This is a genomic window from Aliidongia dinghuensis (assembly GCF_014643535.1).
GTDB classification, from domain to species: Bacteria; Pseudomonadota; Alphaproteobacteria; order ATCC43930; family CGMCC-115725; genus Aliidongia; species Aliidongia dinghuensis.
Genome location: NZ_BMJQ01000004.1, coordinates 236,311 through 258,179, shown reverse-complemented (window position 1 = coordinate 258,179; position 21,869 = coordinate 236,311). Strand labels below are relative to the sequence as shown.

Sequence of the window (21,869 nt, the reverse complement as noted above, 5' to 3'; positions counted from 1 at the left end):
GGTGACAACTATCCTTTGAGGATGATCGTCGGATCCTTGGAGGCTCGTCCCTTGTCGCTCCCTCGAACGTTGGCCCTCGTCGAGGCTGCCCTCGTCGGATCGACAGAGCTCGACGATGCCATCGCCACAGCCCTCGGCACCGCCTCGGCGCCCTACAGCCAGTCGCTCGATGCGGCAATGATGCTGGTGCCCAAGGGCTGGACGATTGCGCAACTCGCCCAGCGCACCGACGGCCGCGGCCGGGCCGTGGGCTGGATCGCCGATCTCTACCGCCCCGACCTCGCGGTGCTGCCGGATGCCCCCGCGCGCCTGATGTCGACCGCGGCCTTGGCGCTCACCACCGCGTCGCTGCGCGCCTATATCGATCGGTCACGGCCGGCGCGCGCCGCCTGAGAGCTTGTCCATATCAGCCCCGTTGAGGAATAGTGCCCTTGGGCCAGCCACCAAGGGAGCGCGATCTGATGGATGATGCCGGCCGCCTCCGCGCCGAAGGGTACACCCTTCTCGCCCATGACCGATGCCATGACGGCTTTCTGAAGCTGGATCGCTATCAGGTTCGTCATCGCCGCTTCGACGGCACCACGACGCCCGTGCTCGATCGCGAGATCGTCGTCGGCGCAGATTGCGTCGGCGTGCTGCTCTACGACCCGGTGCACGATGCGGTCGTGCTGATCGAGCAGTTCCGGCTGCCTGCGGCGGTGACCGGCGAGGACGCCATCCAGGTCGAGATCGTCGCCGGCCGGATCGATCCCGGCGAACCGCCGCTTGCCGCGGTCGAGCGCGAGGTTCGCGAGGAGACCGGCTGCGTCATCCTGGGCGCGCCCGAGCGCATCGCCGTCGCCCTCATCTCGCCCGGCTACAATACCGAACGTCTCCATCTCTATTGCGCGATCGTCGATGCCGGCGCTGCCGGCGGCCTGCATGGGCTCGCGACGGAGGACGAGGATATCCGTGTCCTCGTCCAGCCTTATGACACCTTCGCCGCCTGGCAGACCGATGGGCGCATCGCGAATCTGTTCACGCTTCACGCCGGCCTGTGGCTGGCGCTCAACCGCGACCGGCTGCGCAGCGGCGCCTGACCTGCCCGCGCCTGACCTGCCGGCGCCCGAACCTGCCGGCGGCTCGGCGATCAGCCGCGCCGCACGACCTCGGTGAAGCGGTCGACTTCACCACGCAGCAGCTGCGACTGCTCGGCCAAGGCGCCGGCCGCGTCGAGCAGGGTGCCGGCGGCCGCCCCGGTCTTGCCGGCCGCGTCGGTGACGCCGACGATATTGACCGAGACCTCGTTGGTGCCGCGCGCCGCTTCCTGAACGTTCCGGGCGATCTCCTGGGTCGCCGCCCCTTGCTGCTCGACCGCGGCGGCGACGACCGTGGTGATCTCGCTGATGTCGCCGATCGTGCCGACGATGTCGCGGATCGCGTCGACCGCGCGGCCGGTCTCGCCGCGAATCGCGTCGATCTGCGCCTGGATATCGCCCGTCGCATTCTGCGTCTGGACAGCGAGCGACTTCACCTCCGACGCCACGACGGCGAAGCCCTTGCCGGCCTCGCCGGCGCGCGCCGCCTCGATCGTCGCGTTCAAGGCCAACAGGTTCGTCTGGTGCGCGATCGCGCGGATCAGCTGCACCACGGCGCCGATGCGCTCAGCACCATCGGCAAGGCCATGCATCGCGGCATCGGTCGCCTTGGCCTGTGCCACGGCGCGCGCGGCGATGGCACTCGCCTCGGCCATCTGCCGGCTGATTTCGGCTATCGAGGCATGGAGCTCCTCGGCCGCCGTCGCCACGGTCTGCACGTTGACCGAGGCTTCCTCGGACGCGGCGGCGACCGTGGCGGACTGCGCCGAGGTCTCGTCGGCCGTCGCATTCAGCCCCTGGGCGTTGATGCGCAACGCCTGGACCGCCTCGCCCAGCCGCTCGACGACGCCCAGTACGCTCGCCTGAAAGGCATCGGCCAGTCGCTCGAGCGTCTGGCGCCGGTCGAGCTGGGCGGCCGCCTCACGCTCCGTCTGCTCGGCCTTGAGCCGCTCGTGTTCCAGGCCGTTGTCGCGGAAGACGGTGAGTGCCCGCGCCATGTCGCCGATAACGTCCCGGCGCTGCGTCGCCGGGATCGCGGCGTCCTGATCACCGCCGGCAAGCCGGCGCATGGCGCCGGTGATGCCGTTGAGCGGCCGGCTGATCTGCCGGAAGGCCAGGAAGACCGCCACCATGGTCGCGACCAGCAGCAGCACCGCGACGCCGATGGTATCGACCAGCGTCGCCTCGTCGGCCGCCTCGAGCCGCGCGGTCGAGAGCATGAGGTCGAGCCGCCCGAGATTTTCCTGGTGGGTCTCGTCCTTGTAGTTGATCGGCAGGCCGAACTTGAGGCGGCCGCCGGGGCCCGGCTTGTCCCGCTCGGCAACCGTCTGGCCGTCGGCGTCGATCACGACGCCATGGGCGAAGTCGGGGTCCTGGGCGAGCGTCGCCAGCATGCCCTCGATCTCGGGCTTGTTGATGTCCCAGAGCGGCTTCGACATCGCCTCGGCCTGCATCAGGACCAGCTGCTTGCCGCGCGCCTCGAGCGTCGCCCGCCGTTCCTCCTGCGCCGTCTGCATGTTGACGACGGCCGAGGCGATGATGATCACCGTCATGACCAGGCCGATCGTCGCCAGCACACGATTCTGCAGGCTGAGCCGCCACGGGGCGAGCCAGGCAAGCCGGGCCGGCACGAAGCCGAGAACCGCGCGCACCGGCGCCGGCAGCCGGCGCCAGCCGGCAAGAACGGGACGGAAGAGCAAGACAGCGGGGCGGCCGAGCCTGGCGAACAGCGGGCGGCGGGCTTTCGGCAGGGCCGACGCGAGTTCGGCCGGGGGCGACAGGTCTTGCATCGTCATTGTCCCACTTGCGGCGCGTCCGCATGCTGGTCGCGCCAATGATCGAGGATCTGGTCGAGCTCGCCCTGCGCCCGCACCCGTTCGAGCGCCGCGCGGAACTGGTCGGCCTTGTCGGCGCGGTCCTTCGGGAACGCGACGTAACGGGGGCCTTCCTCGACGAGATGCGGCAGGAACGCGATGCGGCGGGCGACCCCTTCACGCTCGGCCAGCACCTTCAGCGTGTCGGCATCGCCGGCGATCAGGTCGTCGCGCTCGGCGATCAGCTTCTTCAGCAGCAAGAGCTGGCTCGTCGCGGTCTGGTCCTTGCGTAGGCCCGTCGCCGTGTCGAATTCGGGCGAGTAGGCGTAACCCTGGACGGTCGCGACGACGAAGCGCTTGAGATCGCCGAATTCCTTGAACTCGATGCGGGTGCCGGCAACGCCGGCCAGGGCCGAGCGCCCGTTCCGGTAAGGGCCGACCAGGATATATTTCGCGCGGATCGCCGGCGTATCGACGAAGGGGAAACCGAGATCGGCCTTGCCGCGGTCGAGCATCTGCATGACGCGGTTCCACGGCACGCCGCGATGCTGGGCTTCGACCTTGGCCTCGTGCAGCACCGCGCCCATCAGGTCGACGTCGAGGCCGACTTTGCGGCCCTGCTCGATCGACACGAACGGCGGCACGTCGTCCTCGCTGACCATGGTCCAGGTCTCGGCGACGGCAGGACGCACGGCCGAGTAGAGCAAGAACGCGTAAAAGATGTAAAAGTACTTCTTTAACAACTTTTGCATTCGATCCACCAGCAGAATCGATCGGCCTCTTATGCTCCGTTCGGGTTGCAGTTCGATGACGTTAGTTGCAGTTGCATCGAACCCATGCAGATACTTGCCACCTCTTGAAGCCGCACCACGGCCTCACTACGCTCGACCTCTGAAGCCAAAAACGGGGAGAAACGCGCGCCATGCCAGGGGCTACCCAGCTGTTGTTTCGCGACGACGCCTACCTGCGAAGCACGCCTGCGACGGTCGTCGCCGTCGACGGCAATCGGGTCGAGCTCGACCGCACAGTGTTCTATCCGCTGGGCGGCGGCCAGCCGGGCGACCGCGGGACGCTCACCACGGCCGACGGCCAGGTCTTCACGATCGTCGACACGCGCAAGGGCGAGACACCGGACAGCGTCCTCCACCTGCTGGAGGAAGGCGCCGCAGCACCCGCGCCGGGGACGGCGGTCACGGCCGCGATCGACTGGGACTATCGCCATCGGCTGATGCGCATGCACAGCTGCATGCATCTCTTGTGCGCCGTCGTGCCCGGCTCCGTCACCGGCGGCCAGATCTCCGACGGCAAGGCGCGGCTCGATTTCGACGTGCCGGGCGACAGTCTCGACAAGGACGAGATCACGGCGAAGCTCAACGCGCTCATCGAAGGCGGCCACGCGGTCGAGACGCGCTGGATCACCGACGAAGAGCTCGCGGCCCAGCCGGAGCTCATCCGCACCATGTCGGTGAAGCCGCCGACCGGCGCCGGCCGCGTGCGCCTGCTCGACATCGTCGGCGTCGATCTGCAGCCGTGCGGCGGCACCCACATTCGCAATACGGCCGAGATCGGCCCGGTCGTCGTCGCCAAGATCGAGAACAAGGGGCGCCAGAATCGGCGCATCAACATCGCCTTCGCAGGCTGATCCCCTTCGCGGGGTTAATCGAGGAGTGAGTATGCCTTACGCCCATCCCGAGACGCTGGTCTCGACCGAGTGGCTCGCCCAGCGCCTCGGCGCGCCCGACATCCGGGTCGTCGACGCCAGCTTCAAGATGCCGGGTGTGACACCGACGGCGCACGAGGATTACGAGGCCGGTCATATCCCGGGCGCCGTGTTCTTCGACATCGACGAGATCGCCGACACCGGCAGTTCCCTGCCCCACATGCTGCCGTCGCCGGAGAAATTCGCCTCGCGTGTGCGCCAGCTGGGCCTGGGCGACGGCAACCGCATCGTGCTCTATGGCTCGAGCCTGCCGGGTGCCGCCCGCGTCTGGTGGACCTTCCGCGTGTTCGGCCACACGGACGTCGCCATCCTCGACGGCGGCTTCAAGAAATGGCAGGCCGAGGGGCGCCCGGTCGACGACCTGCCGCCGCCGCCGCGCGACCGGCATTTCACCGCGCGCTTCAACAGCCTGCTCGTGCGCGACAAGGGCCAGGTGCTGGCCAATATCGAGAGCCGGCAAGCCCAGCTGGTCGACGCCCGCGCCAAGGGGCGGTTCGAGGGCACGGCACCCGAGCCGCGCGCGGGCCTGCGCTCCGGCCATGTCCCTGGCAGCCTCAATCTTGACCATCTGGACCTGGTCGATGCCGCGACCGGGCTCGTGAAGCCGGCCGAGGCAATCAAGGCGGCGTTCGAGGCGGCCGGCGTCGACCTCGCCCGGCCGGTCGTCACCACCTGCGGCTCCGGCGTCACGGCAAGCGTGCTGGCGCTGGGACTGCACCTGATCGGCCACCGCAATTTCGCGGTCTATGACGGCTCCTGGTCCGAATGGGGCCTGCCGGGCGACACGCCGGTCGAGACCGGCCCCGCGCGGCGCTGAGGAACGGCCGGCGATGACCTCGCCCATTTCCGTCTCGGACCTGGTCTTCAACTTCGCGAAGGCGTGCCGCCTGCTTGTTCCTGTACTCGACGTCGCGGCGGTGCCTTGGCAAGAAGGTAAGCAATATGACAGCTGGGAGCGTGTTGAAGAGGCTCTATTCAGAACGCTCGTCTGCGAGGTCTGCGAATTTGAGGCTCATAGTTCAGGGAAGGCCGTTCATTTTGGCCGTTACGGGTTTGACGACCACGATCTAGAGGCCAACGCCAAGCTCGTCGTCGTTCCAAAGCAAGACACCGCGCCCTGGCGCTATGTCCGGCTCGCTACCTCACACCAGCCCTTCGACGCCGTCAGATGCAGCAGAGAGGGACAAATACATGTTTTTCAACTGAAGGAAGTGGACCTTCGCTTCATTCTAGCTGATCAAGCAGGCGAAACTGTTTGGTCGGCAGTGCGACTGGACCTTTGAACGCGCTTGCGCGGTTTCAAATAGATTTCACCGGCATGAATAACCCGCTCACCCTGCTCGCGCGCATCGCTCCCAGACGGACGCTGCCCGGCCTTTGGGGCCTGTGGTTCCCGGCTTTGCTGGTCGCCTATACCGAGGCCGCCGTCCGCCTGTTCGGCCTGCCGCACGAATGGTGGCTGGTCGCCGTCGCGGCGGCCGCCGCCTATGCGAGCGCGCTCGCCATCCGATGGTGCGCGACCAGGGGCCGCTAGCGCTCGCGAACTTCTAACGCCTTGAAGCCGGGGCGGCGCGTTACGGTTTGCAGTCCTTGAGATCCTCTTCCGCGAGGGCAAAGGCGTAAGGCCCGTCCGCCTTGAGCTCGACGTCGCGGACAAGGCAGCGCCGTCCCGACTTTTCGACCAGCTTCACGTCGTACCGACCGGCGGCCACGCCGGTCAGCTGCAGCCGTTCATCGCCATCGACGGCCTTATCCTTGTCGTTCTCGCACTGGTTCGGTCCCCATTTCTCCGTGCCGGCTGGAGCAAGATAGAGCTCGACAATCGTGCTGGTCGTCTGGTTCCAGAACCGCAGTTTCCCTGCAGCCACGGCGCCGGTGGCCACGAACATGAAAAGCCCCGCAAGGGCACAGCATCGGACGGCGATCCTCATGACATCCCCTTTTCGGCGAGGCTTCGTGTCCAGCATGCAAGCAGAGCCGATCCCTGTCCGCAAGATCGCGCTGCTGAACGAAACCTCTGGGGCGTAACGGAATCGCGTTGACAGCAACACGCCGCGGCTAAGTGCTCGCGGCCGTGCCGAACGCGACGCCCTTCTTCTCGACGCCGACTGCGGCCAGGATGACGATGACGATCGCGACCACGCCCGCGACGAGCGCGAGTGGGATCGCGTAGTTGCCGTCGAACTGCACCGCGAGCCAAGCCTGGAAGGTCGCGTTGATCGCGGCCAGCAGGTTGCCCAGCTGATACATGAGGCCTGGGAAGGTGCCGCGCACCGCGTCCGGCGACAGCTCGTTCAAGTGCGTCGGCACGATGCCCCAGGCGCCCTGCACCGAGATCTGCATGAGGAACGCGCCGGTGCCGACCCAGAGCGGCGTCGTGCTGAACGCCCAGAGCGGCAGGACCGGCAACGCCAGCAGCACGGCCAGGATGATCGCCCGGCGCCGGCCGATCCGTTCCGACCAGGCGCCGAACGCGACGCCACCGACGATGGCGCCGACATTGGCGACGATGGTCAAGAGCGAGACGGCGGCGTTGTCGAACTGGTGGGTCGTCCGCAGGAATTCGGGATAAAGATCCTGCGTGCCGTGGCTGAAGAAGTTGAAGGCGGTCATCAGCACGATGACATAGCCGGCGAGCTTCCAGTGCCCGCGCATCGCCTCGAAGAAGCCGAGCCGGGCGCTCGTGTGCTCGCCCTTCTGCCAGACCGGCGATTCCTCGACGAACATCCGGATATAGATGACGAGCAGCGCCGGGACGACGCCGATCACGAACATGCCGCGCCAGCCGATGAGCTCGAACAGCGCCCAGTTGACCACAGACGCGAGCAGGAAGCCGCAGGCGTAGCCTTGCTGCAGGATGCCGGAGACCGCACCGCGCGTGCGCTCCGGAATGCTCTCGAACGTGAGCGAGGCGCCGATGCCCCATTCGCCGCCCATCGCGATGCCGAACAGCGCGCGCAGCACCAGGAAAACGATGAGGTTGGGCGAGAAGGCCGAGCCGATCTCCAGCACCGCGAACAGCAGGATGTCGACCATCAGCACCGGCCGGCGCCCGAACCGGTCGGCGAGCCGCCCGAAGATGAAGGCGCCGATCGGCCGGCAGGCGAGCGTCAGCGTGATCGCGAACGCCACCGCCGTCACCTGGACGCCAAAATCCTCGGCAATCGCGCCGAGCGTGAACGACATCAGGAAGAAGTCGAAAGCGTCGAGCGTCCAGCCGAGGAAGCTCGCGACGAAGGCGTTGCGTTGACTGGGCGTGAGAGTCTTCAGCTCCGACAGGATCAACATTCCGGCCATCCTCCGCGAGAAGCGCAATTTCGGCGTGCCGTTTCAGCCAACGCCGAACCAGCGCGATCCTCGCCTGATATCGGATGCCGGGTCGCGGAACCTAGTCATGCAGCCAACAAAAACGCCGGCCGCGGGTATCCCCGGGCCGGCGTTCGTTGTAAGCGCGCGAAGCTTAGTGATGCAGGATCTGGCCGAGGAAAGCGCGCGTGCGCTCGCTCTTCGGCTGAGCGAAGAACTCCTGCGGCGCCGAGGTCTCGACCACTTCGCCGCGATCCATGAACACCATCGTGTCGGCGACGGTGCGGGCGAAGCCCATCTCGTGGGTGACGCAGATCATGGTCATGCCTTCGTTGGCGAGGCCGACCATCACGTCCAGCACTTCCTTGACCATTTCCGGATCGAGCGCCGAGGTCGGCTCGTCGAACAGCATGATGTTGGGCTTCATGCACAGCGAGCGCGCGATCGCGACGCGCTGCTGCTGGCCGCCCGACAGCTGGCCCGGGTACTTGTTCGCCTGTTCCGGGATGCGCACCCGGTTCAGGTAGTACATGGCGGTCTCCTCCGCCTCCTTCTTCGGCACCTTGCGCACCCAGATCGGCGCCAGCGTCAGGTTCTCGAGCACGGTCAGGTGCGGGAACAGGTTGAACTGCTGGAACACCATGCCGACCTCGCGCCGGATCGCCTCGATGTTCTTGAGGTTCGCGGTAAGCTCGATGCCGTCGACGATGATCTGGCCCTTCTGGTGCTCTTCCAGCCGGTTGATGCAGCGGATCGCCGTCGACTTGCCGGAGCCCGAGGGGCCGCAGACCACGACGCGCTCGCCCTTGCGCACCGTCAGGTTGACGTTCCGCAGCACGTGGAACTCGCCGTACCACTTGTTGACGTCGCGCATCTCGATGATCGGCGCCCCGAGCTTGGACGCAGTGGCAGGTGCGGTGGCGGCGGCTTCAGACATGGCGTTTCAGACTCCTAGCGGCGCTTGCCCTTGTTGAGACGACGTTCGAGCCACTGGCTGTAGCGCGACATGGCAAAGCAGGCGACAAAGTAGATGGCGGCGAGGAACAGATAGGCCTCGCTCGTGAGGCCGCGCCAGTTCGGATCGATGAGGGCGACTTGGGTCGTCTGCATCAGATCGAGCAGGCTGATGATCGAGACGAGCGACGTGTTCTTGAAATTGCCGATCAGATTGCCGACCAGCGGCGGGATCACGATGGTGATTGCCTGCGGCAGGACGATCGACTTCGTCTTGCGCCAGTAGCTCAGGCCCAGCGCATCCGCCGCCTCGAACTGGCCCTTGGGCAGCGCCAGCAGGCCGGCGCGCACATCCTCGGCCTGGTAGGCGGCGAGGAACAGCGTGATCGCGACGAGGGCGCGCAACTGCTTGTCGACGGTGAAGCCCGGCGGCAGGAACAGCGGCAGCATCAAGCTCGCCATGAACAGTACGGTGATGAGCGGCACGCCGCGCATGATCTCTATTGCCGCCGTGCAGAACAGCTTCACCACCGGCAGGTTCGAGCGCCGGCCGAGCGCCAGCAGCACGGCGAGCGGGAAGCCCAGGATCATGCTGAGGAGCGACAGGATCAGCGTCAGCGGCAAGCCGCTCCACAGGTCGCTCGGCACATATTCGAGGCCGAGGATGCCGCCATACATGAGCACGGTCGAGACCGCGAGCACGGCCACCCAGGCATACGCAGTCTCGCGCCGCCAGAGCTTCGGCACGAAGGAGGCCCCGGTGATGGCGAACAGCATGAGCGTCACGAGCGCCGGGCGCCATTGCAGCTCGAACGGATAGCGGCCGAACAGGATGAAGCGCCATTTCTCGCCGACGAACGCCCAGCAGGCGCCCGTCCCCGCCGCCTGGCAGGCGCGCATGTTGGGGGCCGACCAGACCGCGTCGATGATGCCCCACTGGACGAGGCCCTTGAGGATCCAGAACAGCAGCACCGCGAGCACGATGGTGATGATGCTGTTGCCGACAGAGTTGAACAGGTTGGCCTTGAGCCAGGGCACGAGGCGCCCGGCCGTCGGGCCCGATGCCGGAACCGCGGTCGTCGTGGCCATGGCTCAGCGCCCCTTGAGCGCGATGCGCGCGTTGTAGATGTTCATCAGCAGCGAGATCGACAGGCTGATGGCGAGGTAGGTCGCCATGATGATCGAGATGCCCTCGATCGCCTGACCCGTCTGGTTCATCTGCGTATTCGCGACGAACACCAGGTCGGGAAAACCGATCGCGACCGCAAGCGTCGAGTTCTTGGTCAGGTTCAGATACTGGCTCGTCATCGGCGGGATGATGATGCGCAAGGCCTGAGGGAGTACCACGAGCCGCAGGATCAGGCCGCCGCGGAGGCCGAGCGCGCCCGCGGCCTCGGTCTGGCCGTGGCTCACCGCCAGGATGCCGCTGCGCACGATCTCCGCCATGTAGGACGCGGTATAGATCACGAGGCCGACGAGGAGCGCCGTCAACTCCGGCGAGAAGCTGGCGCCGCCGGCGAAGTTGAAGCCCTTGAGCTCCGGCAGGTCGGGCTGCAAGTGCAGGCCGGTCAGCAGGAACACCAGGACCGGCAAGCCGATGATGAGCCCCGCGGCGGCACCGATGATCGGGAACGGCTGGCCGGTCGTCTCCTGCCGCTTGCGCCCCCACCAGTCGAGCAACACGGTCGCGATGATCGCGACGAAGAACGCGATCCAGATGTATTTGTGGGTCGGGTCGGCCGACGGCACCGGGAACATGAGACCGCGGTTGGACAGAAAGACGCCCGGCAGCGGATGCCACGCATCGCGCGGGCCCGGCGCCGTGACGTGCAGGATCGCGTACCAGAAGAACAGCTGCAGCAGGAGCGGGATATTGCGCCACAGCTCGACGTAGAACTGGGCGAGCCGGCTCAGGAGCCAGTTCTTGGACAGGCGCGCAATGCCGATCAGCGTGCCGAGGATGGTCGCGAGCACGATGCCGAGGCCGGCGACCTCGAACGTGTTCAGGAGCCCGACGAGGAACGCGTCCCGGTACGTGTAGGACGGGTCGTAATCGATCAGCTTTTCGGAAATGTCGAAGCCGGCTTCGCGACTGAGGAAGCCGAAGCCGCTCGCGATGTGCTGGCGCTCAAGGTTGCTGATCGCGTTGTTGGCGAGATAGGCGACGCTGCCGACGACGACCACCACCATCACGATCTGCCAGAACACCCCGCGAACCGTCGGGTTGTTCCAGATTTTGCTGTCGCTCGACCGCGCGGTCGCCGACCGCCCAGTTGCCCCGGAAGTTGCCATCAGCTTACCGCCTCGTCACGGCTTACGAGTGCATCGCGACGATGCAACGATCTTCGAAGGCTGCCCCGCCGCCGCATGGCCGGCGGCGGGGTGCCTCATATGGAACGGTTCCTTAGCGCGGCGGCGGCGCATACATCAGGCCGCCGGTCGTCCACAGGTCGTTCAAGCCCCGCTCGAGCTTGAGCGGGCTGTTCTTGCCGACGTTCCGGTCGAAGATCTCGCCGTAATTGCCGACGGACTTGATGATGTTATAGGCCCATTTCTCGTCGAGACCGAGCGCCTTGCCGTTGCCGGGTGTCACGCCGAGGAAGCGCTTGATGTCCGGATCTTCGCTCTTCAGCATCTGGTCGACGTTCTGGGACGTGATGCCCTTTTCCTCGGCCTGGAGGAGGGCGAACACGCTCCAGCGCATGATGTCGTAGAACTGGTCGTCGCCCTGGCGCACGGCCGGGGCCAGTGGCTCCTTCGAAATCAGCTCGGGCAGGATGATGTAGTCATCCGGCTTCTGCGCCTTGGTGACGCGCGTGCCGGCGAGGCCGGACGAGTCCGTGGTGTAGGCGTCGCAGCGGCCCGAGAAGAACGCGTTCTCGACCTCGTCGAGCTTCTCGATCACGACCGGCTTCAGCTCCATCTTGTTGGCGCGGAAGTAGTCGGCAAGGTTGAGCTCGGTCGTGGTGCCCGGCTGCACGCAGACGGTGGCGCCGGAGAGCTGCTTCGCGCTCTTGACGTTCAGCGACTTCTTCACGAGGAAGCCCTGGCCGTCATAGAAGGTGACCGGGCCGAACAGCAGGCCGAGGTCGGCCTCGCGCGTCAGCGTCCAGGTCGTGTTGCGCGACAGGATGTCGACTTCGCCGGACTGCAGCGCGGTGAAGCGCTGCGGCGCCGAGAGCGGGACGAACTTGATCTTGTCGGGCGAGCCCAAGATCGCGGTCGCGACCGCCTTGCAGACGTCGATGTCGAGGCCGGTGTACTTGCCGGTGCTGTCAGCCAGGCCGAAACCCGCGGTGCCTTCGTTCACGCCACAGGTGAGGACGCCTTTGCTCTTGATGTTGTCGAGCGTCTGACCCGCCTCGGCAGACGCGGCTACTCCCAGCGCCAGCGTGAATACGGCAGAAGCCAATATCCGCTTCATCGACCTACCCCCGAAATGTTGCAATTGAAAAGATCCTCAAAGTCCCCAGAGCTTCCCTGCCCGGCCAACGATTGCTTCGTCTATCCCGAGTCTCAGCAACTGTCGTGCCGTTTGACCCGGTTTTGGCTCGGAACCGTGCGGACGCTAGCATAGGGCCGGGCGTCGCCGCAACGGCGGAGAGCGCGGAAAAACCACGCCTTTCGTTACGCCCGCAACGATGGCGAGCGGCCGAAGCGAGCCCCTCGTGCCGGTAGTCGTGGCGCCGCGCCCAACATTCGCCGCAATCGCGAGCTAGCGTCGCCGCCACAACGGGACGGGGTCGGCCCGGGTGGATGCGGCGCCGTGTTCCGTTTCGCACGGACGTGGGTGGCGACACCGCCGCTGAGCGCTTCTCACCAGCGCCCCAAGGTTGTTCGCCGTCGAGTTGCGTCCCGCCCACGCGCCCGCTCGGCGCGGCAACGGCGAGGGCACAATCCGGGAACACAACTTCCAACGACGGCAATCACAAATACTTAGAAACCACATTGAACCAACTGAACTGTCGGGCGTTTCGCTAGTGTTGCGTGGTGATCTAGACGCCACTTCGCCGAGAGCGGAAGAATGTCGCCGCACTCTGAGCGGGCGCGGACAGCGAATCCGCCCCGATTCGCCATAACGTCCCTGGCGAGAAACTGCGCCAAAGGGTCGCCATCACCGGCCGCGCGTTCGCCGGATCCAAGATTTGCATAGCTTTTGTTATAATAAGCTCTTTTTTTACAGGCCGGCAGTACCTATTGTTATTGTCGAGCGAAACTTCAACTCCCAGAGGATATCTCGTGGCACGCTCCTCCCACCCCAATGCGGCGAGTGCCGCTCGCAGCCAGATCCGCGGTCAGCTGTCGACCGAGCAGCTGAAAGCGATCGATTCCGCCGTTGGCGCGCAGGTCCGGCTCCGCCGTATCCTGCTCGGCCTGTCCCAGGAAGCGGTCTCCAAGGTCATCGGCCTGACCTTCCAGCAGCTCCAGAAATACGAGCACGGCACGAATCGCATCAGCGCCTCGCGCCTCTATCAGCTCGCCATGATCCTGCATGTGCCGGTCTCCTACTTCTTCGAGACTGTCGACGTCGAGGGCGGGCCGGAAGCAGCGCAGGAAGCGTACGAGGCCGCTGTTGAGGCGGACGAGGTGCCGAGCGATCTCATGAAGAAGCGCAAGACCGTCGAGCTGGTTCGCGCCTTCTATGCGATCGACGACGACAAGCAGCGCAACGCCGCGCTCAACCTGCTGAAGACCCTGGCGAAGAGCGCCAAGTAAGCCAGACCGGACCGTTCGGTCCGTCGCGAAGGGCCGGCTGCCGCGCGGCGCCGGTCCCTCTCGCCCGCCTGCCTTCTCGCCGCGCGAGCCCTCCACGCTGCACCCCTCGGGCACTTGGCAGACCCGCTCTGCAGCCGTGATCAGTTGCGCGCGGCCGCGGAAACCTCTAAATCCCTTTCCGTCCGGAACGGCCGGGGCGTGGCTCAGCCTGGTAGAGCGCTTGCTTTGGGAGCAAGATGTCGGAGGTTCGAATCCTCTCGCCCCGACCATTCGGTGTCGCTTGGCCATCCGGCGCTCGCGCCGCGGTCTCCAAGGCCCGTGTTTAGATGGCCGGCATTCAGACGACGGAGTTTCAGAACCCATGGCGCTCGCCCGCATCCTCCGCCCCGCCAAGACCGCGATGTCGTCCGGGACGGCCAAGACCAAGCATTGGGTTCTCGAGTTCGAGACGGCGACCAAGCGCCAGGCCGAGCCGCTGATGGGCTGGATCGCCGCGGCCGACACGCTGAACCAGATCCGCCTCAAGTTCGATACGCTCGAGGAGGCGGTGGCCTACGCCGACAAGCACAGCCTCGCCTATACGATCGAGCAGCCGCAGCAGAAGCACCTCAAGCCCAAGGCCTACGCCGACAATTTCCGTTTCGACCGGATCCGCTGACGCGGCGTCCAGTCGATCACCGCGCGATATCGCTTTCCGGGGCGCCCTTAGCTCAGCTGGATAGAGCATCGGCCTTCTAAGCCGAGGGTCACTGGTTCGAATCCAGTAGGGCGCGCCATTTTTCCCGAATCACGAGACAATCCAGGTGTAGCGGCTCTGTCCGCCGCACCCGTTCGTACGACTCGTGTCCCGCATGGGGCGGCTGTCGCGCCAGCTGCGCTTTCCTCGGAGGCCGAGCGGCTCTATCCGATTCGCGTCCGCATCAAGGTTCCGGTCGATGGGCTCCGCCCTGGAGACACAGTTTAACAACCAACTCTGTGAACCAGGCACCCCTAACGCGTGCAACACATGAAGATTTTCGCTACCATAGCGCGATACTCATTGCCGACAAGAAGGTGCTACGGTGTCCGATATTGGCGCAGTACAAAACCCATCACGGCAGCAAGTTAAGCAAATACACTACGCCTATCTCGAAGTCTTATACACTCAAGACTACTTCAGACATATCAGAAACAGCCGAAACCACTGGGTGAAACCGCTTAATTTAGTTATCGCCCTAAGCGGATCAGCAAGCGGCGCTACAGGGTTTGTAGGGATAGTAGGGCATTTGTCATGGCTAGCGTGGGTGTGTGCACCACTCACGGTACTGGGAGCTGGGCTCACGGCCGCCAGAAAGGTCTATCATTGGGATGAAATAATTCAATATGCCGACAAGACCGTCGAGAGTTATGATCATCTAGCCATGGAATATAGATTTTTGATTGATGATATAAATATAAAGCAACAATGGACAAAAACCTTCGAGACGAGAGCGCAGAGACTACGAGACGCACGCCAGAGAGCCAATCCCAAAGACCCACCTAAGCTGCCCATTGAGCAAGAGCGAGCCATTCAAAACGCGATAAAACAACGCGTAGACCGTTCGAACTGGTGGCTGCCATAGGAGTATTCGAGATGACGCTTGGTCCGAAACCGCGTCCCGAACCAGATGATTCCGAGCCCCTTCAGCCGCCGGTACCGGCGCCCAGCGAACCTGTGCCGCCTGATCCGTGGGATTGACGCGTGGCGATCAAACGGAAGCGCCACTGTCACTGCGACCTCATACAACGGCGGTAGATGAACTGCCGCACCGCGCGCGCCAACGGCTCGTTACCGCGTTGGCATTCCAGGCCGGCCCGGCCCCGGCCCCCGACTCATCGCCGCAGCGTCAGGCTCGCGGCGCAGCCGACAAGCAGCGCCGCCCCCGCGAGCACGAGCGCCAGGTGCATGCCGCCGAGGAGCGTGTCCGGCGGCCCGCCGACGAGCGAGCCGAACAGGCCGACGCCGGCGACGCCGCCGGTCTGGCGCGCGGCGTTGAGCACGCCCGAGGCGACGCCGGCACGCTCGCGCGCGACATTGCCGAGCACGGCGGCCGTCATCGACGGCACGACCAGCGCCACGCCGACGCCGGCCGCGAGCAGCGGGCCGACGATGGCCGCGTAGGAAGTTTCAACCGCGATGCCGGCGAGAGCCAGATAGCCCACCGCCGCCAGCGCCTGCCCCGCGACCATGGCCGGCTTCGGCCCGAAGCGCGCGGTCAGGCGCCCGGCCACGAGGTTGGCGACGGTGATGAGCGCCGTCATGGGCAGGAAAGCGAGCCCGGTTGCGAGCGGCGAGTAGCCCTTCGCCGACTGGAAGAACAGGCTCAGCACGAACATAAGCCCATAATAGGCAAAGTTGGCGAGCAGCCCGACCAGGCAGGCGACGCTCACGGCGCGCGAGCGGAACAAGCTTAGCGGCAGCATCGGATCGGCAGAGGTGGCCTCGACACGCAGGAACAGGGCGGCGCCCAGCACGAAGCAGACCAGTCCCGAAACGACCAGCGGGTGCTGCCAGCCAAGCGGTCCGCTCTCGATGCAGGCGACGGTGAAGCCGCCGAGCGCGCCGATCGCCAGGATCTGGCCCAGAGGATCGAGGCCGCGGCCGCGTCGCTGCGGCGCCGGCGGCGTGAAACCGGCGGTGAGCCAGATGCCGACAAGTCCCAGCGGCAGGTTGAGAAAAAAGATGCTGGGCCAGCCCAGCCGATCGACCAGGAGACCGCCCACGACCGGCCCGGCCGCCATGGCGGCACCACCGGCGCCGGCCCAGATGCTGACCGCCCGCGCCCGGGCCGCCGCCTCCGGGAAGCAGGCGTTCAGCAATGCCAGCGACGCCGGCACGCAAAGTGCCGCGCCGATGCCCTGGACGATGCGTGCGCCGACCAGGGCCCCGATGCTGGTGGCACACCCGCAGGCGACCGACGCCGCGGTGAAGAGCACGAAGCCGGCAATGAACACGCGCTTGGCGCCGAGCCGGTCGCCGAGCGCGCCGCCCGTCAATAGCAGGCTTGCGAACACCAGCGTATAGGCGTTGACCACCCATTGCAGGCCGGCGACGCCGGTGCCGAGCGTCGCCTCGATCCGGGCCAGCGCCACGTTGACGACGGTGACGTCGAGGATGACCAGGACGAAGCCGAGGCTGGTGCCGGCGAGCGTCAGGGCCGGCGAGAAGGAAGCGGCAGGCTTGGCAAGCAGCATGGATGCGGATCCCGGCATTATCGAATGAGGGGCACGCGGCCTCGCCCTTCCAATGCGCGCCGGTGATGCCGGTTTCTATGTATTGCCCCATAGATGATTGATAAACTGGCCAAACCTTCGATCACTTCCCAGGAAAACTTGGCAATGGACGTGCTGAAGGCCATGGGCGTCTTCGTTCGGACCGTCGACAGCGGCAGCCTGACCGCTGCAGCGGCTGCGTGCGACCTGTCGCCGACCATGGTCGGCAACCATCTGCAGGCGCTGGAGGACCGGCTCGGCACGCGCCTCCTGAACCGGACGACACGCCGGCAGCATCTGACCGAGTTCGGCCAGACCTACTATGACCGCTGCGTCGAGATCCTGCGGCTGGTCGAGGATGCCGATTCGCTGGCGCAGGAAGCGCACGCACAGCCGAAGGGGCGGCTCCGCATCACGGCGTCAGCCGCCTTCGGCACCGAGCGCCTGATGCCGGCGCTCGCCGACTATGCGGCGCTCTATCCCAAGATCAACCTCGACGTGGTGATCACCGACACGGTGGTGGACCTCGCCGAGGACGGCTTCGAGGCGGCGATCCGCATCGGCAGCCTGCAGGGCTCGGACTTGGTCGCGCGCCCGCTCGCCGCCTACAAGCTGATGATCTGCGCGGCGCCCCGCTATCTGGCTGAGCGCGGCGAGCCGCTCAGGCCGGAGGATCTGGCCCGGCACGAGTGCCTCGCCTACACCTATTCCTCGCGCTCCGAATGGCGCTCGGCGCAGGCGGTCTGGCGCATGACCGGGCCGGTGGGCGAGTCCTGGGGCGAGATCAGCATGCCGATCGCCGGGCGGATGCAGGTCGACAGCGCCCAGGGCCTGCGCCGGGCAGCACTTGCCGGCATGGGCATCGTCATGCTGCCCGAGATCATGCTGTCGGAAGATATCGAGGCCGGCCGGCTCGTCCCGCTGCTCCACGGCTACACACCGCCGATCCGGCCGCTCAACCTCATCTACCTGCGCGACCGCCGCATGTCGCCGAAGCTGCGCAGCTTCATCGACTTCATCGTCGGCCGCTTCGGCCAGGCGGCCTGACGCCCGCGTAAAAGGAACGGGGCCGGCTGCAATACCGCACCGGCCCCGCCATAGCTGAATGCGCGCTTAGGAATTACCGCTTCGGCGCGACGAGCGCGAAGGCGGCACCCTGCGGATCGATGCAGTTGATGATCCAGCTGCCGCCCGGCACCTCCATCGGGCCATTGACGACCTGCCCGCCGCCGTCCCTGACCCGTGCCGCCGCGGCATCGATCGCGTCGGTGTTGACATAGAAGCCCCAGGACGGCGGCCGGTCGGCCATGGTCATCATGCCGCCCGCCGGCATGTCGCCGATGTGGAAGATCTGATAGGTGCCCATGGCCCCCATATCCATGCCCTCGCCCTTCACCCAACCGAACAGGCCGGAATAGAAATCGAAGGCGCCCTGCCAATTGGAGGTCACGAGCTCGTGCCAGCCGGTGGTGCCCGGCGTGCCCGGCGGAAGGGTCGGCATCTCCTGGTCGGAGAGGCCCTTGAACAGGGTGAACCGTGCGCCCTGCGGATCGGTCACGATGGCGAAGCGCCCGACGGTCGGAATATCCGCCGGACCGAATACGACCGCACCGCCGGCCCGCTTCACCTGCTCGGCGAAACCGTCCACGTCCTTGACGCCGATATAGCCGATCCAGCCGGGCCGGGCACCCGCGGCGCAGGCCTCGGCCGGCAGCGCCATCAGGCCGCCGATCGGCACCTCGCCGGCGCTCCAGATCGTGTAGGTCTTGTCCGGCGCGGCCTCGTCCTTGACACCGGAATCCTGGGCGCCCCAGCCGACGACCTTCTTGTAGAAGGCCTCGGCGGCGGCCGTGTCGGTCGTGCCCAGCTCGTACCAGATGAACTTGCCTTTGAGTTCAGTCATCTTTCTCTCCCCATCGTTGATTATGACGCGCAGCAGGACGTCGCCTGCGGCACAGCCTCGTATTCGTCATGGCGGCGAACCCAATCCATGATCGTCGTCTCGTTGCGGCCCAGGGGCGCGCGATCGAGAATCATCAAGGTGCCGATGAGCTCTTCCGGACCACGCGCGTAGCTCGAGTAGGTGTGGAAAACCTCACCGGCCGCGTTGCGCACAAAGGCGCTGAGGCCGGGCAATTCGTTATGGGCGCGGTCCGAGGGGGTCATGGTGAAGTTGTAGAACACCTCGCCCCGAGCCAGCTCGTCCGTGGTGAACGACACATGATAGTCGAAATTGAAGTCGTTTTCGAACGCCGAAACCCACGGGAAGCGCCAGCCCATGCGCCGCTTGTAAGCCTCGATCTCCGCCAGGGGCGCGCGTGAGACGGCGGTCAGCGTCACGTCGTGATGCTCGAGATGCGGCAAGGCACCGCCCAGATGATCGGCGAGGAACGAGCAGCCGGGGCAGCCCGCCTTCCAGCCTGGCCCCAGCATGAAATGATAAACGATGAGCTGGCTGCGCCCGGCGAACAACTCCGCCAGCGTCCGCCTGCCTTGGGCCGTGTCGAAGACATAGCTCTTTTCCACCTTGACCCAGGGCAGCGCCAGACGCTCCGCATTGACCTTGTCGCGCAGCCGGGTTTCCTCCTTCTCGTGCACGAGCAGCGCCCGGCGCGCCGCCAGCCATTCCTCCCGCGATACGACCGGATGATCCTGCATGATCCTCTCCTCGCATTCGTCTCGTTCGGCATATGCCTTGACTAAATAGGTTGATATCAACATTATTGAGCCATGTCAAACGACCTCGCCTCGAGCGCGACCGACCTTAAACCGGCGCACGTTCCGTTTCAGACCACGCTCCTGGTGCGCGACACCTGCCTCTGCCTGCATGTCCAGCGCGCCGCCCGCGCGCTGGCGCGCCGCTTCGACGAGGCGCTTCGCCCGCTCGGCCTCACGAACGGCCAGTTCTCGCTCATGATGTCGCTGAACCGGCCGGCGCCGCCCGGCATAGGATCGGTCGCAGCCTTGCTCGCCATGGACCGCACGACCTTGACTGCGGCACTGAAGCCGCTCGAACGGCGCGGCCTCATTGTCGTAACCGCCGATCCCGCCGATCGGCGCAGCCGGCTCATGACGCTCACTGACGCCGGCCAGGCCCTGCTCGCCCGCGCCGTGCCGATCTGGCAGCAGACCCACGCGGACGTAGACGCGCAATTGCCCGACGGCGCCCCCGACCGTCTCAGGCGCGATCTCAAAGCGCTCGCTTAGGGTCGAGGCTCAATCGGGTTTAGAACGGTGACTGTTTCCGACCCAATATCGTCATCTGGTATGGCACTCCTCTTCCTCGGAAGCAGCCGTTGCCCGCAGCGCTTTGGTGCATCACATTGACCAGACGCAAGTCTCAGGCCACGGGCCGAAAAGCATTCACCAAAAAGTTGGGTCCGAGGTAACAGGAAATTACGAATGTTGAACGCACTTACACCGATGCAAATCTGGCAAATACAACAATACATCAGCATCGTTCAACCACTCATCCTAGCCGCACTAACCATCGTCGGCGGCATTATCGCTTGGCAACAAATGAAGATAGCGCGCGAAAAGTGCGCTATGATCTGTATGAACGCAGATTAGAGAAGTTCGAAATTCTTTATAAATTGTCTAGAAGAGTTGCTAACAGGGAGAAAACTACTGATGACGAATTTCTGATGATGAGAGGCCAAATATATCAAGCTAGGTTCATCGTCGATAATGCGCTTTATAGAAAAATGATTTCATTTACGTACAAATTTTGGAACTGGTCAGATGTAACGCATAAAATTGAAAACAGTGATAGTGGAGATACGTCCGAATTAGAAATTAGAATGAGCCAATTAGATAGTGAAATGAGCAATGATTTCTACGAAATTTATCGGGATTTCGAGAAACTTCTTAAGCCGAAGTTTTGAAGGCAGTTCGCATGTCAAAACCACCCTGAGCCGACCTTGCGCAGCGTCCAGTACGTCAGGAAGGGGAGCTTAGGTGCCTAAATTAAGATTTGTGCATGATCATGAAGAGGCCGGTTAAGGTAAAAAATACCCCGGCTATCATTGTGAGTGTCCCCAGCAGCACGGCATGCGAGCCAGTGACGTATGGTGTCTTTTGACGAAATCGGTCACGAATTTTCCTGCGGATGATGCCGTTTAACAGGCCGTGAAAAATCGTCTGGAGACCGACTATTATCACGAAGGCAGAGATCACTCGCGCGAGCATGCTTTATTCCCACTTGATCTATCGGCGAAAGGCGCAAGCCACGTCTCTGTTTTTTAAACCACGGTGTGTAAGTTAAGCGCTCGCCAAGACTAGCATTCAGCCAGTGTCCGCTTCAGCCTATTCGGAGCGTAAAGCAGACCATCCGCAATCCACCCCTCCAAGACATTAATTTCGCCGCCGATTAGGTCGCGCCCCTCGCCCGCCGAATATTTCGACCGCGGCCGGTCGATACCTGACATTCGCTGGCAGGTAACGGCGCGCATTCTCCGCTCATCGCATCGGGCACGAGGGAGAATGCCATGTCGCAAGCCACAACCGCCGCCGGCGGCATCCATGATTTCGACTTCTTCGCCGGCGATTGGGCGGTCCATCACCGCCAACTGCGCAACCGCCTGGCCGGCGATACGGAATGGTTCGAGTTCGACGGCCGGATCGGCATGCGCAAGATCCTGGGCGGCCTCGGCAATTTCGACGAGACGGAGATTCGCTCGCCGCGCGGCATCTACAACGGCGCGACGCTGCGCCTGTTCGATCCCGAGACGAGCAATTGGTCGATTTACTGGCTCGACAGCCGCCGCCTCGGCATCGACACCCCGATGATCGGGCGGTTCGAGAACGGCATCGGCACGTTCTATGCCGATGAACTGTTCGAGGGCCGGCCGATCCGCGTGCGCTTCATCTGGACGCCGATCTCGACGACGGCGTGCCGCTGGGAACAGGCCTTCTCGGCGGATGGCGGCGCCAGTTGGGAGACCAACTGGATCATGGATTTCACCCGCGGCTGAAGAAACGCCTCAAGAAACGAAGGCACCGGAGACGAAGGCGAGCCCTACCTGGGGCTCCGGTCCGGCTTGCACCGGAGCC

At 64.9% G+C, this 21,869-nt stretch carries 24 protein-coding genes and 2 tRNA genes; 15 read left to right on the top strand and 11 right to left on the bottom strand.

The window, feature by feature from the left end:
* Nucleotides 1-51: 51 nt before the first annotated feature.
* Nucleotides 52-393: a hypothetical protein gene (locus tag IEY58_RS09445; RefSeq protein ID WP_189044951.1), complete on the top strand. Its 342-nt coding sequence runs from the start codon at nucleotides 52-54 to the stop codon at nucleotides 391-393.
* 68 nt (nucleotides 394-461) lie between these two features.
* Nucleotides 462-1,079, top strand: coding sequence for an NUDIX domain-containing protein (locus IEY58_RS09440; RefSeq protein WP_189044949.1), 618 nt, complete (start codon nucleotides 462-464; stop codon nucleotides 1,077-1,079).
* Nucleotides 1,080-1,129: 50 nt separating this feature from the next.
* On the opposite strand, the gene IEY58_RS09435 is transcribed toward IEY58_RS09440, so the two are convergent.
* Both IEY58_RS09435 and IEY58_RS09430 read right to left on the bottom strand, forming a co-directional pair.
* A complete protein-coding gene (locus IEY58_RS09435) occupies nucleotides 1,130-2,872 on the bottom strand; it encodes a methyl-accepting chemotaxis protein (protein ID WP_189044948.1) in 1,743 nt (580 codons plus the stop codon).
* Complete coding sequence (locus IEY58_RS09430; RefSeq protein ID WP_189044946.1) at nucleotides 2,869-3,642, bottom strand: substrate-binding periplasmic protein; 774 nt, start codon at nucleotides 3,640-3,642, stop codon at nucleotides 2,869-2,871. The genes IEY58_RS09435 and IEY58_RS09430 overlap by 4 nt, the downstream gene beginning before the upstream one ends.
* A 170-nt stretch (nucleotides 3,643-3,812) precedes the next feature.
* On the opposite strand from IEY58_RS09430, the gene IEY58_RS09425 reads away from it, so the two are divergent.
* From IEY58_RS09425 to IEY58_RS09410, 4 genes are read left to right on the top strand one after another with little or no spacing between them, the layout of a single operon-like run.
* Nucleotides 3,813-4,532 carry an alanyl-tRNA editing protein gene (locus IEY58_RS09425; protein ID WP_189044944.1) on the top strand — a complete coding sequence of 240 codons (720 nt, stop codon included), beginning with the start codon at nucleotides 3,813-3,815 and terminating at the stop codon, nucleotides 4,530-4,532.
* 31 nt (nucleotides 4,533-4,563) lie between these two features.
* Nucleotides 4,564-5,427, top strand: a complete 864-nt coding sequence (gene sseA, locus IEY58_RS09420) for a 3-mercaptopyruvate sulfurtransferase (RefSeq protein WP_189044942.1) — start codon at nucleotides 4,564-4,566, stop codon at nucleotides 5,425-5,427.
* Nucleotides 5,428-5,440: 13 nt separating this feature from the next.
* On the top strand, nucleotides 5,441-5,893 hold the full coding sequence (locus tag IEY58_RS09415) for a hypothetical protein (RefSeq protein ID WP_189044940.1): 453 nt from the start codon (nucleotides 5,441-5,443) through the stop codon (nucleotides 5,891-5,893).
* A 35-nt stretch (nucleotides 5,894-5,928) separates the two neighbouring features.
* On the top strand, nucleotides 5,929-6,144 hold the full coding sequence (locus tag IEY58_RS09410; protein WP_189044938.1) for a hypothetical protein: 216 nt from the start codon (nucleotides 5,929-5,931) through the stop codon (nucleotides 6,142-6,144).
* Nucleotides 6,145-6,184: 40 nt separating this feature from the next.
* On the opposite strand, the gene IEY58_RS09405 is transcribed toward IEY58_RS09410, so the two are convergent.
* The 6 genes from IEY58_RS09405 to IEY58_RS09380 form a co-directional block, all read right to left on the bottom strand.
* Nucleotides 6,185-6,577, bottom strand: coding sequence for a hypothetical protein (locus tag IEY58_RS09405; RefSeq protein WP_229743607.1), 393 nt, complete (start codon nucleotides 6,575-6,577; stop codon nucleotides 6,185-6,187).
* A gap of 91 nt (nucleotides 6,578-6,668) precedes the next feature.
* Nucleotides 6,669-7,898 carry an MFS transporter gene (locus tag IEY58_RS09400; RefSeq protein ID WP_189044936.1) on the bottom strand — a complete coding sequence of 410 codons (1,230 nt, stop codon included), beginning with the start codon at nucleotides 7,896-7,898 and terminating at the stop codon, nucleotides 6,669-6,671.
* Nucleotides 7,899-8,070: 172 nt separating this feature from the next.
* Nucleotides 8,071-8,853, bottom strand: a complete 783-nt coding sequence (locus IEY58_RS09395) for an amino acid ABC transporter ATP-binding protein (protein WP_189044935.1) — start codon at nucleotides 8,851-8,853, stop codon at nucleotides 8,071-8,073.
* A gap of 14 nt (nucleotides 8,854-8,867) precedes the next feature.
* Nucleotides 8,868-9,959 (bottom strand): amino acid ABC transporter permease, encoded by a 1,092-nt coding sequence (locus tag IEY58_RS09390; protein ID WP_189044933.1) that lies wholly within the window; start codon nucleotides 9,957-9,959, stop codon nucleotides 8,868-8,870.
* A gap of 3 nt (nucleotides 9,960-9,962) precedes the next feature.
* Entirely contained in the window at nucleotides 9,963-11,162 is a 1,200-nt protein-coding gene (locus IEY58_RS09385) for an amino acid ABC transporter permease (RefSeq protein WP_189044931.1), read from the bottom strand.
* A gap of 112 nt (nucleotides 11,163-11,274) precedes the next feature.
* Nucleotides 11,275-12,294 (bottom strand): amino acid ABC transporter substrate-binding protein, encoded by a 1,020-nt coding sequence (locus IEY58_RS09380; protein ID WP_189044929.1) that lies wholly within the window; start codon nucleotides 12,292-12,294, stop codon nucleotides 11,275-11,277.
* 815 nt (nucleotides 12,295-13,109) lie between these two features.
* Between IEY58_RS09380 and IEY58_RS09375 the strand changes: the two genes are divergently transcribed.
* The 5 genes from IEY58_RS09375 to IEY58_RS09355 all read left to right on the top strand — a co-directional run bounded on the left by IEY58_RS09375 (nucleotide 13,110) and on the right by IEY58_RS09355 (nucleotide 15,187).
* Nucleotides 13,110-13,586: a helix-turn-helix domain-containing protein gene (locus tag IEY58_RS09375; RefSeq protein ID WP_229743606.1), complete on the top strand. Its 477-nt coding sequence runs from the start codon at nucleotides 13,110-13,112 to the stop codon at nucleotides 13,584-13,586.
* A gap of 192 nt (nucleotides 13,587-13,778) precedes the next feature.
* Nucleotides 13,779-13,855: transfer RNA gene (locus IEY58_RS09370), tRNA-Pro, on the top strand.
* A gap of 92 nt (nucleotides 13,856-13,947) precedes the next feature.
* The gene (locus IEY58_RS09365) at nucleotides 13,948-14,244 is read left to right on the top strand and encodes an ETC complex I subunit (RefSeq protein ID WP_189044927.1); all 297 of its coding nucleotides are present in this window, start codon (nucleotides 13,948-13,950) and stop codon (nucleotides 14,242-14,244) included.
* A gap of 41 nt (nucleotides 14,245-14,285) precedes the next feature.
* Nucleotides 14,286-14,362: transfer RNA gene (locus tag IEY58_RS09360), tRNA-Arg, on the top strand.
* Between the two features lie 285 nt (nucleotides 14,363-14,647).
* On the top strand, nucleotides 14,648-15,187 hold the full coding sequence (locus tag IEY58_RS09355; protein ID WP_189044925.1) for a hypothetical protein: 540 nt from the start codon (nucleotides 14,648-14,650) through the stop codon (nucleotides 15,185-15,187).
* Nucleotides 15,188-15,437: 250 nt separating this feature from the next.
* Here the strand turns inward: IEY58_RS09355 and IEY58_RS09350 are convergent, their stop codons facing one another.
* Complete coding sequence (locus tag IEY58_RS09350; protein WP_189044923.1) at nucleotides 15,438-16,799, bottom strand: MFS transporter; 1,362 nt, start codon at nucleotides 16,797-16,799, stop codon at nucleotides 15,438-15,440.
* Nucleotides 16,800-16,943: 144 nt separating this feature from the next.
* Here IEY58_RS09350 and IEY58_RS09345 point away from each other — a divergent pair, with 144 nt between their 5' ends.
* Entirely contained in the window at nucleotides 16,944-17,864 is a 921-nt protein-coding gene (locus tag IEY58_RS09345) for a LysR family transcriptional regulator (RefSeq protein WP_189044921.1), read from the top strand.
* A 73-nt stretch (nucleotides 17,865-17,937) separates the two neighbouring features.
* On the opposite strand, the gene IEY58_RS09340 is transcribed toward IEY58_RS09345, so the two are convergent.
* Together IEY58_RS09340 and IEY58_RS09335 are read right to left on the bottom strand one after the other, a co-directional pair.
* A complete protein-coding gene (locus IEY58_RS09340) occupies nucleotides 17,938-18,720 on the bottom strand; it encodes a VOC family protein (protein ID WP_189044919.1) in 783 nt (260 codons plus the stop codon).
* A gap of 20 nt (nucleotides 18,721-18,740) precedes the next feature.
* Nucleotides 18,741-19,475 carry a DUF899 domain-containing protein gene (locus IEY58_RS09335; RefSeq protein WP_189044918.1) on the bottom strand — a complete coding sequence of 245 codons (735 nt, stop codon included), beginning with the start codon at nucleotides 19,473-19,475 and terminating at the stop codon, nucleotides 18,741-18,743.
* A 72-nt stretch (nucleotides 19,476-19,547) separates the two neighbouring features.
* Between IEY58_RS09335 and IEY58_RS09330 the strand changes: the two genes are divergently transcribed.
* The 3 genes from IEY58_RS09330 to IEY58_RS09320 all read left to right on the top strand — a co-directional run bounded on the left by IEY58_RS09330 (nucleotide 19,548) and on the right by IEY58_RS09320 (nucleotide 21,790).
* A complete protein-coding gene (locus IEY58_RS09330; RefSeq protein WP_189044916.1) occupies nucleotides 19,548-20,024 on the top strand; it encodes a MarR family winged helix-turn-helix transcriptional regulator in 477 nt (158 codons plus the stop codon).
* Nucleotides 20,025-20,356: 332 nt separating this feature from the next.
* A complete protein-coding gene (locus IEY58_RS09325) occupies nucleotides 20,357-20,701 on the top strand; it encodes a hypothetical protein (RefSeq protein ID WP_189044914.1) in 345 nt (114 codons plus the stop codon).
* Between the two features lie 603 nt (nucleotides 20,702-21,304).
* On the top strand, nucleotides 21,305-21,790 hold the full coding sequence (locus IEY58_RS09320; protein WP_189044912.1) for a DUF1579 domain-containing protein: 486 nt from the start codon (nucleotides 21,305-21,307) through the stop codon (nucleotides 21,788-21,790).
* Nucleotides 21,791-21,869 lie beyond the last annotated feature (79 nt).